15 protein-coding genes are annotated in these 15,483 nt (G+C 38.2%); 11 read left to right on the top strand and 4 right to left on the bottom strand.

The window, feature by feature from the left end; all coding sequences use genetic code 11:
- Positions 1 to 107 precede the first annotated feature (107 nt).
- The 11 genes from tsf (at position 108) to lpxB (ending at position 12,323) form a co-directional block, all read left to right on the top strand.
- Positions 108 to 1,031, top strand: a complete 924-nt coding sequence (gene tsf, locus LBE40_RS03950; protein WP_004860123.1) for a translation elongation factor Ts — start codon at positions 108 to 110, stop codon at positions 1,029 to 1,031.
- A 157-nt stretch (positions 1,032 to 1,188) separates the two neighbouring features.
- Complete coding sequence (gene pyrH, locus LBE40_RS03945; RefSeq protein ID WP_040297038.1) at positions 1,189 to 1,914, top strand: UMP kinase; 726 nt, start codon at positions 1,189 to 1,191, stop codon at positions 1,912 to 1,914.
- A gap of 31 nt (positions 1,915 to 1,945) precedes the next feature.
- Positions 1,946 to 2,506 carry a ribosome recycling factor gene (gene frr / locus LBE40_RS03940; protein WP_004860119.1) on the top strand — a complete coding sequence of 187 codons (561 nt, stop codon included), beginning with the start codon at positions 1,946 to 1,948 and terminating at the stop codon, positions 2,504 to 2,506.
- 747 nt (positions 2,507 to 3,253) lie between these two features.
- Entirely contained in the window at positions 3,254 to 4,069 is an 816-nt protein-coding gene (locus LBE40_RS03935) for a phosphatidate cytidylyltransferase (protein ID WP_004860117.1), read from the top strand.
- A 15-nt stretch (positions 4,070 to 4,084) separates the two neighbouring features.
- A complete protein-coding gene (gene rseP / locus LBE40_RS03930) occupies positions 4,085 to 5,233 on the top strand; it encodes an RIP metalloprotease RseP (protein WP_004860116.1) in 1,149 nt (382 codons plus the stop codon).
- A 202-nt stretch (positions 5,234 to 5,435) separates the two neighbouring features.
- Positions 5,436 to 7,832, top strand: coding sequence for an outer membrane protein assembly factor BamA (bamA, locus tag LBE40_RS03925; RefSeq protein WP_004860114.1), 2,397 nt, complete (start codon positions 5,436 to 5,438; stop codon positions 7,830 to 7,832).
- A 66-nt stretch (positions 7,833 to 7,898) separates the two neighbouring features.
- Positions 7,899 to 8,945, top strand: coding sequence for a UDP-3-O-(3-hydroxymyristoyl)glucosamine N-acyltransferase (lpxD, locus tag LBE40_RS03920; protein WP_004860112.1), 1,047 nt, complete (start codon positions 7,899 to 7,901; stop codon positions 8,943 to 8,945).
- Between the two features lies 1 nt (position 8,946).
- Complete coding sequence (fabZ, locus tag LBE40_RS03915) at positions 8,947 to 9,414, top strand: 3-hydroxyacyl-ACP dehydratase FabZ (protein ID WP_004860111.1); 468 nt, start codon at positions 8,947 to 8,949, stop codon at positions 9,412 to 9,414.
- A gap of 23 nt (positions 9,415 to 9,437) precedes the next feature.
- On the top strand, positions 9,438 to 10,262 hold the full coding sequence (gene lpxA / locus LBE40_RS03910; protein WP_004860109.1) for an acyl-ACP--UDP-N-acetylglucosamine O-acyltransferase: 825 nt from the start codon (positions 9,438 to 9,440) through the stop codon (positions 10,260 to 10,262).
- 2 nt (positions 10,263 to 10,264) lie between these two features.
- The gene (locus LBE40_RS03905) at positions 10,265 to 11,137 is read left to right on the top strand and encodes an LpxI family protein (RefSeq protein WP_004860108.1); all 873 of its coding nucleotides are present in this window, start codon (positions 10,265 to 10,267) and stop codon (positions 11,135 to 11,137) included.
- A complete protein-coding gene (gene lpxB, locus LBE40_RS03900; RefSeq protein ID WP_004860105.1) occupies positions 11,130 to 12,323 on the top strand; it encodes a lipid-A-disaccharide synthase in 1,194 nt (397 codons plus the stop codon). Before LBE40_RS03905 ends, lpxB begins: the two co-directional genes overlap by 8 nt.
- Before the next feature lie 14 nt (positions 12,324 to 12,337).
- On the opposite strand, the gene LBE40_RS03895 is transcribed toward lpxB, so the two are convergent.
- From LBE40_RS03895 to LBE40_RS03880, 4 genes are all read right to left on the bottom strand, one after another.
- On the bottom strand, positions 12,338 to 13,111 hold the full coding sequence (locus LBE40_RS03895; protein WP_004860103.1) for an amino acid ABC transporter ATP-binding protein: 774 nt from the start codon (positions 13,109 to 13,111) through the stop codon (positions 12,338 to 12,340).
- Positions 13,112 to 13,190: 79 nt separating this feature from the next.
- Positions 13,191 to 13,898, bottom strand: a complete 708-nt coding sequence (locus LBE40_RS03890) for an ABC transporter permease (protein WP_004860101.1) — start codon at positions 13,896 to 13,898, stop codon at positions 13,191 to 13,193.
- Complete coding sequence (locus tag LBE40_RS03885; protein WP_004860099.1) at positions 13,895 to 14,617, bottom strand: ABC transporter permease; 723 nt, start codon at positions 14,615 to 14,617, stop codon at positions 13,895 to 13,897. Before LBE40_RS03885 ends, LBE40_RS03890 begins: the two co-directional genes overlap by 4 nt.
- 77 nt (positions 14,618 to 14,694) lie before the next feature.
- Positions 14,695 to 15,447, bottom strand: coding sequence for a transporter substrate-binding domain-containing protein (locus tag LBE40_RS03880; protein ID WP_004860097.1), 753 nt, complete (start codon positions 15,445 to 15,447; stop codon positions 14,695 to 14,697).
- Positions 15,448 to 15,483: the final 36 nt, after the last annotated feature.

Genomic DNA, 15,483 nt, shown 5'->3' with positions numbered 1-15,483 from the left:
TAAGAAAGTGCCTATTAGGCTATTTAATTTTCTAAAGAAGAGGTTATAGGCGTGCATAAGTTTTTTCTTTTTGCACGCTTTCACTGTTACAGGATAAAGAGGCAAATATGAGTATTACTGCTGCACAAGTAAAAGAACTTCGGGAATTATCAGGTGCTGGTATGATGGATTGTAAGGCAGCACTGGCAGAAACCAATGGGGATATGGAGGCTGCTGTTGATTGGCTTCGTAAAAAAGGGATAGCCAAAGCAGATAAAAAAGCCGGTCGTACGGCGGCTGAGGGATTAATCGGAATTGCATCAAAGGGTTCAAGTGCAGTTTTGGTTGAAATTAATTCGGAAACAGATTTTGTAGCACGCAATGATGTATTTCAAGACATTGTACGTAATGTAGCAACAGCTGCTTTGGGTACGCAAGGGTGTGTTGATGCTGTTTCAACGTCTCTCTACCCTAATTCTGAAAAGACTGTAGCGGCTACAATTAAAGATGCCATTGGTACCATTGGTGAGAATATGGCATTTCGGCGTTCTGCTAAACTTTCTGTTGAGAATGGTGTAGTTGCTAGTTATATACACAATAGTGTGGCTGACAATCTTGGTAAACTTGGTGTTTTGGTTGCTATTGAAACGACAGGGAATAAGGAGGCAGCAGCTGCTTTTGGTCGGCAGGTTGCAATGCATATTGCTGCAACTAATCCGTTAGCACTGACAGATGAAGATGTTGATGCCAGCGCTGTTGAACGTGAAAAGGCAATTTTTTCAGATCAGGCCCGTCAGTCTGGCAAGCCTGAAAATATCATTGAAAAAATGGTGGAAGGGCGTATGCGTAAGTTTTTCGAAGAGGTTGTTTTGCTTTCTCAGGCTTTTGTTATGAATCCTGATGTAACTGTTGAAGCGGCTTTAAAGGATGCTGAAAAATCCATTGGTGCGCCGGCAAAAATCACAGGTTTTATTCGTTTTGCGCTAGGAGAAGGTGTTGAGAAAGAAAATTCTGATTTTGCTGCAGAGGTTGCAGCGGCTGCAAAAGGGTAGCTATTTGTAGATTATTGTCAGAGATTTAGAATCACACCATTGATTTATACAATCGCTGATAGGAGAAAGTGTGATTATTGAAAGGGTGTCACGTGATAAAGTGGTGTCCTTGGTGTGTCAAAAGCAAAAAGTAAATGTGCTTTTTGGGAGATTATCAATGACATTAGCGCTACAGTATAAACGTATTCTTTTAAAGGTTTCTGGTGAGGCCCTTATGGGAGGGCAAAGCTTTGGAATTGATGTTTCCGTTGCAGATCGTATTGCTGCTGATATTGCTGAAGCGCGGGCGATGGGGGTAGAAGTTGCTATTGTTATAGGCGGGGGAAATATTTTTCGTGGAGTTGCTGTTGCTTCGCATGGTGGAGATCGTGTGACAGGTGATCACATGGGAATGCTTGCAACTGCTATTAATTCTTTGGCGTTGCGAACATCGTTGACAAAATTAGGGGTTGAAACGGTAGTATTATCTGCGATTGCTATGCCACAAATTTGTGAGAGCTTCTCACAGCGTAAAGCAATAGGTTATATGAACCAAGGAAAAGTCGTTATTTTTGCTGGGGGTACGGGTAATCCTTTTTTTACCACTGACTCTGCCGCTACTTTACGTGCAGCAGAAATTGGTGCAGATGTTCTTCTGAAGGGAACGCAGGTCGATGGTATTTATTCTGCAGATCCAAAGATAGACCCTACAGCTAAGCGTTTTGACCAGTTAACACATGTGGAGATTTTGCAATGGGGGTTGTCCGTTATGGATACAACAGCGGTTACTTTAGCACGTGAGAACAATGTACCAATTATTGTATATTCCATTCATGAAAAAGGTGGTTTAGCAAAGGTATTAAATGGCACGGGACGGTTTACAATAGTATCAGAAAAAGGATAAGCTTCAAGGTGTAATTGAAGGAGACAGAGATATGAGTATTACATCGATTATGGATGATCTGAAACGTCGCATGGATGGTGCTATTTCCGCTTTTAAACATGAATTAGGTGGTTTGCGGACAGGGCGCGCCTCAACCAGTTTATTAGAACCGTTAACAGTTGAGGCTTATGGTTCTGTTGTACATATAAATCAGGTTGCAAATATTTCTGTTCCTGAACCACGGATGCTTTCAGTTTCAGTGTGGGATAAAACGATGGTAGGAGCTGTAGAGCGTGCTATTCGCGACTCTGGTCTTGGATTGAATCCTATCACAGATGGTATGAATTTACGTATTCCTTTACCCGAATTAAATGAAGAGCGCCGTAAAGAACTTGTAAAGATTGCACATCAATATGCAGAACAAGCGCGTATTGCTACCCGCCATGTTCGCCGAGATGGCATGGATAATTTAAAAAAATTAGAAAAAGAAGGTGAAATTGGTCAAGATGAAGCACATGGCTTATCTGAGAAAATTCAAAAACTCACGGATGAGACTATTGCTGATATTGATAAGATTTTGGCTGTGAAAGAATCTGAGATTATGCACGTTTAAGGCGATTTTGATTCTAGTAAAAGAATATCATATAACATTTTTATGGGAAAAAGATGGAGGTTATGTGTGCTATTGATAATAGCATATGAGGTAGGGGGGAGATGCGTTTTTTGCAATTCTATACTGTAAAAATAATATTGATTTGAAGTGGTGGACATTTTTTAGATTGTCTTTATCTACGCTTTGGATGAAGCTTCCTGTTGGAGTAAGTTATTTAACAGGATAGTGGAGGTTTTTTGTTAAGTTGCATGATAAAAATATTTTCATTATTGGGGATCATTCAAATATTCCATGGTAGATGTTTGGGGAGAAATATGGCTTGAAGGATAATGCTTTAGTTTTGCTCTCACTTTCCATTATGAAAGATGTAGTGGGATGGGACAGACGGTCGTTGTTTTACCAATTTATTTCTAGATGACTGATATTTTAGTAGAACATTACTTTTATACGAAGCAAATATCAGATCTCGATTTCATAATTTACATAGGTCGTGAATAGCAGCTTTCTCGCTTTTAAGGTTGATAGAATATTTGGAAATATATTTTAGGATTAACCTTGATACGTAGACTTTTAGCTATTTTTTCTGATTATTGATTTCACAAGCGCTATCTTGGTATACTGGATAACTTATGATAAATTCTAAAAAAGTTTGCAAAGGTATGGATATAAAAATACTGCGTAGGAAATTTCTTTGTTTGCGTTAATTCTTGAGCTTATATTTTCTATTTATATTGTTTGGATATTATTTTGTCTAATCTTGTTTATCGTATTCTGACAGCTTTTGTTTTTGGCATTATTGCTTTATGTTTAACATGGTTTGGAGGAACTGTCTTTTTTTTGTTTGTATGGGTTATTGGCGGTTTTATTCTTTATGAATGGATTAGTATCACTAAAGAGAAGTGGCGTGTTTCACAAAAAATATTAGCGAGTATTTTTTATTTGGTGTTTGGCTTTTTTTTGGTATCAGATATACCTGCTTCACTGGTTTTTTGTGTTTTGGTAATTTTGGCAGCAGTATTAGCTATTGGTCCTATGCAAAAGAGCGGTTGGGTTTTTTTTGGTTTTTTATATACATCTGTTCCAGTCGTGGCTTTATCCTTTTTACGCGGGCATGAAACCTTAGGGTTCAGAGTTGTTATCTTCTTATTTGCTATAGTGTGGGGAACAGATATTGCTGGATATTTTAGTGGACGCGTGTTTGGTGGTCCTAAATTAGCACCAAAATTTTCTCCTAATAAAACATGGTCGGGGGCGATTGGTGGTACATTTGTTGGAGTTTCTGGTGGTTTATTGGTTGCGTTTCAATTTTTTGATATAAATTTAACCAGTTCTTTTATGTTATTCCTTGCTCTTATTTTATCAATTTTCTCACAATTGAGTGATTTGGGGCAATCGTGGCTAAAAAGGCATTTTTCTGTTAAAGATTCTAGTTCTTTATTGCCAGGACACGGTGGATTTATGGATCGTATGGATGGATTGGTAGGAGCTGCTTTTCTTCTCTATTTAATTGGTTCATTTATGTCTGATATGGATACACCTTTTAATCTTTTTCGCATGGTTTGATCGGGAGAAGATATCTTGGATTTTTTGAATTATATAATCGCTGTAGGCGACTTGCTTTTGAGAAGTTTGAGTGTTCTTTTCGTCGTTATGATTATCATTTTTGTGCACGAAGCTGGGCATTATCTCATTGGGCGGTGGTGTGGTATTAAAGCGTCGGTTTTTTCGCTTGGGTTCGGGCCACAAATATTCGGTTACACAGATAAGCATGGTACCCAGTGGCGTTTAGCGCTTATTCCTTTGGGAGGGTATGTAAAGTTTATTGGGGATGAAGGAGAAGCAGGTGTACTATCATCCCAATCATTTCCAATAGTTGACGGCTCATTTACTAATGCGCATGCTTGGAAAAAAGCAGCAACGGTTTTCGCTGGTCCCTCATTCAATGTCCTTTTTACCGTTGTTATTTTAACATTTTTTTTCTTTGTTTATGGTCGTGTAGCTATTGAACCTGTTGTTGGTTCTTTGGTAAAAGACTCTCCTGCTATTCAGTCTGGTTTAGCATTGGGTGATCGTTTCGTTGAAATGGATGGTCGACCGGTTGAAAGTTTTGAAGACTTGATGAACTATGTGACTTTTCATGGGAGAAATCCTATAGAATTTAAAATGGAGCGCATGGGCCGAATATTTACGACGGTGATTACACCAAAAGTGATTGAACGAGATGACGGATTTGGTAATAGAATTCAAAGTGGCATGATAGGTGTCAGTGTTCCTGTCGATCCAAATAATTCTGCACGTTTAGATCCAGCTTATGTAAAACATATTCGCTATGGTTTTGGCGGAGCTGTAAGAAAAGCGTCAGAACGCGCTACATTTATTATCACCCAGACAATTCTTTTTATAAGTCGTTTAATAGGAGGGAAAGAAGATTATTGCCGGCTAAGTGGACCTTCTAAAACCGTTAAAATTGCTTGGAAAGTGAGTGAAACAGGTTTTATATCCTTGTTGAATTTTGCAGCTTTTCTTTCCATAAGTATTGGGCTTATTAATCTTTTCCCGATTCCGCCGCTTGACGGTGGGCATTTATTATTTCACGTTATTGAGGCTCTTACTAGGAGGCCAATATCGGCTAAAATTCAAGAAATTGTTTTTCGCTTAGGCTTTTTCATTGTTTTCCTCTTTATCATTTTCGCGTTCTTTAATGATTATTTTTGTTGGTTTAGCTAATTAAATTATAGAAAACACTTTATAAATTGGGTAATAGTAGAAAGAATGGATTAAAGGTCGTTTACCATGTCCACAAAATGTTGTGGCGTTGTGTGCTATAATGAGTAATTAAGGAATGGAAAGTCTCGCTATAAAAGAGTTGTTATGGCAGTTAGCTTTTGAGGCATCGTGTCCAAGAAATAAGATAAGGTAAAAAAAGCCAATGACTACAAATTCGAAGTTTTTAAATGTAGCATCTGTGTTAGTGTTAGGTATGGGAGTAGTTGCTCCAACAACAGCTTTTATGTCAATTGCGATGCTTGGAGAAGTGCAAGCGTCTGTGGTCCATTCTATTGAGGTTCGTGGAAATAAGTTTGTAAGTGCTCAGGTGGTGCGCGACAATATAGGTATTAAAGCTGGACAGAGTTTTTCCAGTGGGGATGTCGATGCTGCGGTGAAGCGTCTTTTCGGATTAGGCTTATTTTATGACGTTAAAATAAATCAGGTTAGCAATAAGTTAGTTGTGTTCGTCAAAGAATATGAGGTAGTCAATCAGGTATTGTTTCAGGGAAATAAATCTTTTAAGGATCCTGATCTTAAACGGTTCATTTCTTTAAAACCAAATGAGCCTTTCAATTCTGCGAAGCTTTCAGCAGATATTAATACGATTCGTGAAGCTTATAAAACAGTTGGTCGTAATAATGTCGCTGTTACCGTTCAGACTATTAACTTAGGAAAAGGACGCGTAAATGTGGTATTCAATGTTGTTGAAGGCCGGAAGACAAAGATTAATGATATCATTTTTAAGGGGAATCATGCTTTTGGAAGCCGCCGTCTGCGTGATGTGATTTCAACAAAGCCTTCAGGAATATTTTCATTGTTGTTGGGCGGGGATGTTTATAGTGAAGAGCGTTTGGCTGCTGATGAAGAAGCTCTACGTCGCTTTTATTATAATCGTGGTTATGCAGATTTTCGTGTTGTTTCCTCTAAAGCAACTTTTGATGAAGCGAGTAATACATATAAAATTTATTTTGTTCTTGATGAAGGTGTGCGCTATAAAATTAGTGATATTCAAGTTGAAAGCGATATTGATGGGATTGATGTTCAATCTTTAAAAGGGATTCTTAAAACTCGATCAGGTGACATTTACAACGCAGAAAGTATCGAACAGTCTGTTGCAATTATCAATAATAGAATTGCTGATTCGGGATATGCTTTTGCTAAAATTGAGCCACGAGGAAATCGCGATTTGGCGAATCATACAATTTCAATTTTGTATAACATTGAACAAGGTCCGCGAGCTTATATTCAGCGCATTGAAATACGCGGCAATGAAAAGACTCGTGATTATGTTATTCGTCGTGAGCTTGATTTAAATGAGGGGGATGCTTACAATCAAACCTTAGTGCAGAGGGCAAAGCGTCGTTTAGAAAGTTTAGGCTTTTTCAAAGCCGTTAATATTTCAATGGCTCCCACAGATCAGTCTGATCAGGTTACTTTAGTTATAGATGTCGTTGAATCTTCGACAGGAGATCTTTCTTTGTCTGGAGGATATACAACGGGTGGTACAAGCCCTGGTATGTCGCTTGAGGTATCTGTTACCGAACGTAATCTTGGAGGGCGTGGTCAGTATGTTCGTTTGGGACTGGGTGCTGGGCAAGAAAAATCCCGTAATTACAATTTGTCGTTTGTTGATCCTTATTTTTTAGGTTATCGTTTATCTGCGGGTGTTGATATTTTCCGTAGTACTTACCGTGCTGATAAAGCATATGATGTCCGACAGACAGGTGGATCACTTCGGTTTGCGATGCCTATTAATGATCAATTATCTGCTAATTTAGCTTATTCTTATGTACAGGAAGAATATGATTTTGGTAAAGAATATGATTTAAGTAAAGAGGCTGACATAAGAGAATTATATGGGAAGTATTCTGGCGCAATTGTTCAAGCAGCAAAGCACAGCCCTTGGAAGCGTTCATCCATTAGTTATGGTTTGACCTATAATACTATCGATGATATGAAAAACCCACATGATGGGTGGTATGTGCGTGTTCTGCAGGAGTATGCAGGACTTGGCGGGAGTGCAAAGTTCTTGAAGACAACTGGTAAAGCGATGTTATACAAGACGCTTTCTGAACAGATGGATTTTGTTGGTTTATTTTCCTTTGGAGGAGGATATATCCACGAAATAGGCCGAGACGGTGTTCGTATCTTCGATATGTTTAAAGCAAATTCTGATATGATCCGAGGGTTTAAATACAACGGAATAGGTCCGCTCCAAGTTTCTAATAAAGGTGAAGCTTATTTCTTAGGGGGAACAACTTATATGAATGCGACCGCTGAAGTACAGTTTCCTATACCTGTTGTGCCTGAGGGATTAGGGTTGCGCGGTGCTTTATTTGCGGATATTGCAACGCTTTATGGCAATAATTATAAACCCGTTTTTCAGGGTGAGGCACCGGTTGTAAATACCAAAAGCGCATGGCGTTCGTCTGCAGGTGTGAGTTTGATGTGGGATTCGCCATTTGGACCGCTGCGTTTTGATTATGCTTGGCCAATAAAAAAGCAGCTAGGTGATCGTGTGCAGAAATTGAACTTTGGTATTTCTACGAAGTTCTGATTTGAATTTTCTTTAGAAGGAAAAGCTTTGAGGACAATGGGTTAAGCTGGGAGAGAAAGTGTTTTGATGGCGGATACATTTTTTTTTACGCCGTCCCGGCGATTGACGGTTGCTAATGTTGCAGAGTTGACAGGTGCAAAGCTTCTTAATCCAGAGTTTTCTAACACAGTTATAAATACTCTTTCTTCGCTTGAGGGTGCTGTGGAAGGTTCTCTTGTGTTTGTGGAGCATCGAAAATTTTCTGATGCTCTCTTAGGAAGTTCTGCTGTTGCTGTTTTTTGTACGAATGAAATCGTTTTTAAAGTTCCTGAATCTATGGCAATTTTGGTGACATCTACACCGCAGCGTGATTTTGCCCAAATTGGTCGCATCTTATTTCCTGATTCTGTCAAGCCAATGCCTTGGTTTGGAAAGAGAGAAATTTCACCGCATGCGCATATTCATCCAAGTGCTAAGTTTGCACATGATGTATGTATAGAAGCGGGAGCTGTTATTGGGCGAAATGTTGAGATTGGTGCAGGGACTCTTATTTCATCTACGGCTGTTATTGGAGAAAATTGTCGTATTGGGCGTGACTGCTATATTGCCCCCAAGGTAACAGTTCAGTATTCTTTAATAGGTGATAGAGTTCAGCTTTATCCTGGTGTTTGCATTGGGCAAGATGGTTTTGGTTATGTTGGTAGTGTTTCTGGAATTGAAAAAATTCCACAGCTTGGCCGTGTTATCATCGAAGATGGTGTGGAAATTGGTGCAAATACAACTATTGATCGTGGGACATTTGAGGACACTATTATTGGTGAAGGGAGTAAGATTGATAATCTGGTACAGATTGCCCACAATGTGAAGATTGGTCGCTATTGTCTTATTGCTGCTCAATGTGGAATTGCTGGAAGTACATCCATAGGTGATATGTCTCAACTAGGCGGGAGCGTCGGGGTAGCGGATCATATCGTAATAGGTAAATGTGTTCAGATTGCTGCTGGTAGTGGTGTTATGAATGATATTCCGGATGGAGAAAAATGGGGAGGAAGTCCGGCACGACCATTCAAGCAGTGGTTTCGTGAAGTAGCGGCGTTGCGTAGTATTGGCAAAGTTAAAAAGGAGAAACGCTAATATGATCAACCCCGGAGAAATTAAAAATTTAGAATCTGTAGATATTGAAAAATTGCTGTCAATATTACCACATCGTTATCCATTTTTATTGATTGATCGTATAGTTGAAATTGATGGTGAGCAAGAAGCTATTGGTATTAAGAATATAACGATTAATGAGCCACATTTTACGGGGCATTTTCCCGTGAATCCGGTTATGCCTGGGGTTTTGATTTTAGAGGCTATGGCGCAAACAGCGGGAGCAATTTCACTTTTAAAATTAGGGAATAAGCAAACAAATTTGGTTTATCTTATGACTGTTGATAATGCGAAATTTCGTAAACCGGTTGTGCCTGGCGATCAACTAAAGATTCATGTTCAGCTTTTAAAAAAGAGATCTGGTATGAGGCGTTTTTCGTGTATTGCAAAAGTAGAAGATATTCGTGTCGCTGAAGCGGAAATTGCTGCGATGATTATTGAAAAAGAGTAAACGATATTAATGGGAATTTAAAAATGTCCGGTACAAAAATTCATCCAACTGCTCTTGTGGAGAAGGGAGCGCAGCTTGGTGAGAATGTACGAGTTGGACCGTTTTGTCATATTAGTGCAGATGCTATTATTGGTGATGAATGCAGTTTGATGAGTCATGTTGTGATAATGGGGAAGACAACGTTAGGAGCTAATAGTAAAGTATTTTCACATGCAGTTTTGGGGGCAGAACCGCAAAATAATAAACATAGAGGAGGTCATACAACGCTTTCTATTGGTAAAAATTGTACGATTCGTGAAGGCGTAACGATGCATAGAGGCTCTGACTCAAGTGTAGGAATGACGATTGTTGGTGATAATTGTCAATTTTTTTGTTATGCTCATGTCGCCCACGATTGCCATGTAGGTAATCATGTGACTTTTGCGAATAATGCGATGATTGCGGGGCATGTTACTGTTGGTGATTGTGCTATTATTGGCGGTGGATCCGCTGTTCACCAATTTGTTCGTATTGGGCATTATGCATTTATTGGTGGTGTATCTGCATTGGTTGGCGATCTAATTCCTTACGGAACAGCTGTTGGTGTGCAGGCAAAACTTGCTGGATTAAATATTATTGGGATGAAACGTGCCGGTCTTGACCGTAAGGATATTCATGCACTACGTCATGCCGTTGCCATGCTTTTTGATCATAGCAAACCGTTTAAAGAGCGTGTCAACGATGTTGCTTCTTTCTATTCCGCTTCTCAGTCTGTTATTGATGTAGTTAATTTTATCAAAGAAGAAGGAAAACGTTTTTATTGTACACCTAAATTTGAAGGTGATAGAGTAAAACAAAATAAGGACTAAAAATGCCTGTTTCTGGTGCCAGAAGTATTCTTTCCGGCCGTACTGCTATCATAGCAGGAAATGGTGTTCTCCCTATCGCTGTTGCTCAAGAACTTGAGAAAAATGGACAAAATCCTTTTCTTGTACTTTTGCGTGATGAGGCAGATGCTATGCTTTATGGCTATGAGCATTGCGAGTTATCAATTGTAGAATTAGCGCGACTTGTTAAAGTCTTAAAGGAAGCTGGAATTTGTAATATTGTTTTGGCAGGTGGTGTAAAAAAACGGCCATTTCTTACGCAATTGCAACTCGATTGGACAACATTTTTAGCCCTCCCTAAGTTAATCTGGGCTTTGAGGGGGGGAGATGATGCGTTATTAAAAGCTTTTATACGGGTTATTGAAGCGCACGGATTTTGTGTACTTGGTGCTCACGAGATAGTACCAGATCTTTTAGCCCCGATAAAATTTAATTTAACATTACGGCGAGCGACGCAAAAAGAGAAAAAAGATATTTTTTTAGCAGCAGAAGCAGCAAAGCTTTTAGGTCGATTAGATATAGGGCAAGCAGCTGTGGCTATTAATGGGAGGGTAATTGCTCTTGAGGGAGCAGAGGGAACTGATAATATGCTACGGCGGGTTTGCGAAATGCGAGAAAGAGGGCAAATTCCGCCTAAAGGTGGTGTTCTTGTTAAATGTGCAAAACCACAACAAGATCATCGCGTTGATTTGCCATCAATTGGACCTACGACAATAATGAATGTTGCAAAGAGTGGATTGTTTGGCATTGCAGTGGAAGCAAATAAAAGTCTGATATTATCAGTGCAAACAACAGTAGAAAAAGCCAACAAATATTCCCTGTTTATAGAAACATTTGAAAAGTTTGATCATGAATGATTGTATTTTAAAAATTGCTGTTGTTGCAGGCGAGGAATCTGGTGATTTTCTTGGAGCTGATTTGATTTCTTGTTTATCAGAACAGACAGGATGCAATATCCATTTGATTGGTGTTGGTGGAAGGCATTTAAAGGAGTTAGGTTTAAAAAGCCTCTTTGATTCTCAAGAGATTGCTTTAATAGGTTTAGGTACAGTGTTAAAGAAACTGCCATCACTGCTGATGCATATTTACAATTTGTCTAAATTTATCGCACAAGAACAACCCGATTGTTTAATTATTATTGATAGTCCTGATTTTACCCATCGTGTTGCAAAAAAGGTGCGTGCTTTAGCGCCTTCAATTCCTATCATTAAATACATTGCACCAACTGTTTGGGCATGGCGGCCGAAGCGCGCTAAAACTATGCGTAAATTTGTTGACCATGTTTTAGCAGCTTTTCCCTTTGAAGAAAAAATTATGCAAGATTTGAGTGGTCCTCCAACTACTTATGTTGGGCATCGTCTTTTAACTTATCCTCTGCTCTTGACTGTCCAGGCAGAAAAAAAGAGCCAATCAGAAAAAAAACATTTGCACAGTCAGCAAACATTATCGCCCACGTTAGTTATTCTGCCCGGATCGCGTAATTTAGAGATTCGCTCTTTAATGCCTATTTTTCGAGAAGTAGTAGAAATTCTTGCACAACGTATCCCTCATTTACGTATTATTTTGCCAACTTTACCACATTTGGTGGATAAAATCCGTGATTTTTTACAGGGTTGGAAAAGCAAAGTAGAAATTGTTGTTGGTGAAGATGCAAAATGGCGTGCTTTTGCACAAGCAGATGTTGCGCTTGCGGCCCATGGAACGGTTTCGCTTGAATTAGCCTTAGCTAAAATTCCTATGGTCCTTTGTTATAAACTTGATTACTTTTCTAAATTATTTATTTTCCCAAAAATAATGTTATGGAGCGCTGCTCTTCCCAATATTATTTCTGATAAGCCTTTTGTGCCAGAATATTTTAATGAGTTTTTGCGCCCTGGAATGTTAGCGAGGCAGATAGAACAACTTTTGTATAATCCTTTAGTGCGACAGATACAACTTGATGCTTTTGAGTTGGTAGAACAAAAAATGAAAACTGAACTACCATCGGGGGTTGTTGGTGCGCAAACGATTATCACTCTTCTAAAAAGCAGGGCTAAAAAATAAAACAACGTTGATGATTAATGTTTAATTTTAGCAAGAAAATCGCAAGCACGTTGGCTTTTAGGATTGGTGAAAAATTCTTTAGATGCTGTATCTTCAATAATCTTTCCATTTTCTAGAAAGAGTATTCTTTCTGAAACTTCACGTGCAAAACCCATTTCATGGGTAACGCAAAGCATTGTTATGCCTGTATCAGCCAATTGAACCATAACTTCTAAAACTTCTCCAACGCTTTCTGGATCAAGAGCTGACGTAGGCTCATCAAAAAGCATCACTTCAGGTTCCATACAAAGTGCACGAGCGATTGCAACACGTTGCTGTTGTCCACCAGAGAGTTGTAAAGGGTATTTGTTACAGTGTTTTTCAATTCCGACATCTGTAAGATAACGAATTGCTCGTTCTTTTGCTTGTTGTTTAGAAAGCCCTTGAACTGTTATAGGTGCTAAAATGCAATTCTGCATAACGCTCATATGAGGAAACAAATTAAAGTTTTGAAAAACCATTCCTATTTTACGGAGAACATTTTTTTGTTGGTGTAAAGGGGCAGCATGAATATCAATATCATGAACACAAATGGAACCTTTTTGTGCTTTTTCTAATTGATTAATACAACGAATCAAAGTTGATTTTCCTGATCCGGAAGGGCCACAGATAACAATGCGTTCGCCAGCTTTAACATCAAAGTTAATATCATAGAGAACCTGAAAATCTCCATACCATTTATTTAAATTTCGAATAGAAATCACAGAGTTTTGAGCAATATGGACAGATTGATTATTTTCCAAATTCATTTTGTTTTATTCTTTCATTGATAAATAAACTGATTAATTTAACATTTTTATTTGGTAAAGATTTTTGCGATCATTTTATTTACCGTAAATATCGGGTTAGACGATATTCGATAAAAATAATAAACCGGTGAATAAACTCAACGATCAGAAGATAAATAAGAGCAGCCCAAACATAAACTTGAAAATCGAATGTGCGTGAATAAGTGAGTTTGGCAATCCCCATTAAATCATAAATAGTGATGAGTGAGGCAATAGCGCTGGATTTAATCATTAAAATAAACTCATTTCCTAGAGGGCGTAATGCTACAACCATTGCTTGGGGAAGAATAATTTTAAAAAATGTTACGGAACTGCTCAACCCTAATGCTTTTGATGCTTCACGTTGTCCAGTTGTGACAGAGAGAAAACTTCCTTTAAAGATTTCAGATTGATAGGCAGCAGAATTGAGTGCAAAAATGAAAAGGCAACAATACCATGCGTTTTGAAAGAACCACCACAGTCCAACTTGTTGCCAGAAGTTGTTTATTGAACCAAGGCCGTAGTAAAAAAGAAAAAGTTGGGCCAATAAAGGAGATCCACGAAAAAAAAAGACATAAATCTCTGCCAAATATCGTAAAAACTTATTATTTGATAAACGTGCAAACGCGATAAGCATACCAAGAAAAAAGCCAATGGAGCAAGCAATAGAAACAAGCTCAACAGTAACAATAAAGCCCTCAATAAATTTAGGCCCATAACGGTTTAAAAGAGAAGGATTAAAAAGGAAATAAAGCCACTCAGGAATCATGAACTCAACACCTTTCGATATCCTGCTTGAGTGTATATTTCCAGATAGCGCAAGACTGCAGAAAAGAACGCTGAAAATAACAAATAGAGTAAGCATGCCACAAGATAAAAAAGCATAGGTTTATCTGTGGCTGCGACTGCTAAGTTTGTTTGTCGCATAAGATCAACAAGTGAAATGGTTGATACCAAGGATGTATCCTTAAGTAAGGTGAGCCAATTATTAGAAAGTCCTGGCAAAGCATTTCGAATGAGCTGAGGAAATACAATACGAAAAAATGTAGTTGAGCGTGAAAGTCCTAGAGCTTTAGCCGCTTCATACTGACCCTTATCAAAAATGTTGAATGCTCCAAGCCAAACTTCACATGAAAAAGCTGCAAAAACCATACTGAGTGCAAGAACACCAGCAACAAAAGCATTGATACTGAACATCATTTCAATATTAAAATAATTTAGAACAATTTGAATAATATTTTGCAAGCCGTAGTAAACTAAAAATAAGGTTAAAAGCTCTGGTAGCCCACGGAAGATCGATGAAAAAAGGATCGCTATAGCTTTAGCTATCTTAATATTAGACCGAATCATCACAGCACCCAGAAGACCTAAAGGAAGTCCCAAGAGCCCACAACACAAAGCTAATGATAATGTCATCCCAGCACTAGAAAGTATAACCATACCCCATCCACCATTGCTCAATGATAGCAATGCTAAATTATCAATCATTATTGCATTCCTCACAAAGAGTTAGATAATGTTTTTTAGAAATAATCAGTCTGTTTAATTTTAGTTTGTATTGGTATTTAATAAATATCGAATGTAAAATATTTTTTCATAATTTTTTCATAAGTTCCATCCAAACGGATCTCTTTTATCGCTTTATTAAATTTATCTTTAAGCTCATTATTATTTTGACGTAGTGCGATTGCAATAGGAAAATTTGTTTCTTCCAAAATTCCTAAAAGTTGGCAACACTCTTTTCCTTCATTGTTGAGCCAGTTTAATGCTTGCAGTTTATCAATGATAACCACATCAAGTCGACGACTTAAAAGATCGCGATTTACTTCTATTGTTGTCGGGTAGAGTTTAATGTTTGCTCCTTCAGAAGCATAATGATCTTCCGCGTATGCAGCTTGTGTTGTATTTGATTGCACACCAAGATTTTTACTTTTAAAAGCTTCAGCCGAGATCTCTTTAATTTCTGAATCTTTTGTAACAATTACAGCGAGTGCTGTGTTATAATAAGGATCTGTGAAGTCAATTTTTTGTAAGCGCTCTTGTGTAGGAGCAAGGGAAGCAATGATCGCATCGTATTTTTTTGCAAGAAGACCGGGAATCATTCCCTCTAAATCTTGAGTAGTGATAGTACACTCGACGTTCATTTTTTTACAAAGTGCATAAGATATATCAATATCAAAACCTTTGAGCTCATTATTTGAGTCAATATAACTAAATGGAGGGTAGGTACCTTCACTCGCAATTTTTAGCGTTTTTGCATCAGTTAATTGGGTAAAAAATGTTGCGCTTATTATAAGAGTGACTGCTAATAATTTCATTATGTTCTCCTATTGAATAAGCTAGAAAATATGATG

It is taken from the genome of Bartonella taylorii (genome assembly GCF_023920105.1).
Taxonomy (GTDB): Bacteria; Pseudomonadota; Alphaproteobacteria; order Rhizobiales; family Rhizobiaceae; genus Bartonella; species Bartonella taylorii.
Note: the sequence above shows the minus strand (reverse complement) of the source record. Positions and strands in the feature narration are given on the sequence as shown.

What these genes read in the sequence shown, in the direction of transcription:
- lpxD (WP_004860112.1), top strand. Translation starts at nt 7,899, where the DNA reads ATGGCGGATACATTTTTTTTTACGCCGTCCCGGCGATTGACGGTTGCT.
- tsf (WP_004860123.1), top strand. Translation starts at nt 108, where the DNA reads ATGAGTATTACTGCTGCACAAGTAAAAGAACTTCGGGAATTATCAGGT.
- LBE40_RS03890 (WP_004860101.1), bottom strand. Translation starts at nt 13,898, where the DNA reads ATGATTCCTGAGTGGCTTTATTTCCTTTTTAATCCTTCTCTTTTAAAC.
- bamA (WP_004860114.1), top strand. Translation starts at nt 5,436, where the DNA reads ATGACTACAAATTCGAAGTTTTTAAATGTAGCATCTGTGTTAGTGTTA.
- LBE40_RS03885 (WP_004860099.1), bottom strand. Translation starts at nt 14,617, where the DNA reads ATGATTGATAATTTAGCATTGCTATCATTGAGCAATGGTGGATGGGGT.
- lpxA (WP_004860109.1), top strand. Translation starts at nt 9,438, where the DNA reads ATGTCCGGTACAAAAATTCATCCAACTGCTCTTGTGGAGAAGGGAGCG.
- fabZ (WP_004860111.1), top strand. Translation starts at nt 8,947, where the DNA reads ATGATCAACCCCGGAGAAATTAAAAATTTAGAATCTGTAGATATTGAA.
- LBE40_RS03895 (WP_004860103.1), bottom strand. Translation starts at nt 13,111, where the DNA reads ATGAATTTGGAAAATAATCAATCTGTCCATATTGCTCAAAACTCTGTG.
- frr (WP_004860119.1), top strand. Translation starts at nt 1,946, where the DNA reads ATGAGTATTACATCGATTATGGATGATCTGAAACGTCGCATGGATGGT.
- lpxB (WP_004860105.1), top strand. Translation starts at nt 11,130, where the DNA reads ATGAATGATTGTATTTTAAAAATTGCTGTTGTTGCAGGCGAGGAATCT.
- LBE40_RS03905 (WP_004860108.1), top strand. Translation starts at nt 10,265, where the DNA reads ATGCCTGTTTCTGGTGCCAGAAGTATTCTTTCCGGCCGTACTGCTATC.
- pyrH (WP_040297038.1), top strand. Translation starts at nt 1,189, where the DNA reads ATGACATTAGCGCTACAGTATAAACGTATTCTTTTAAAGGTTTCTGGT.
- LBE40_RS03880 (WP_004860097.1), bottom strand. Translation starts at nt 15,447, where the DNA reads ATGAAATTATTAGCAGTCACTCTTATAATAAGCGCAACATTTTTTACC.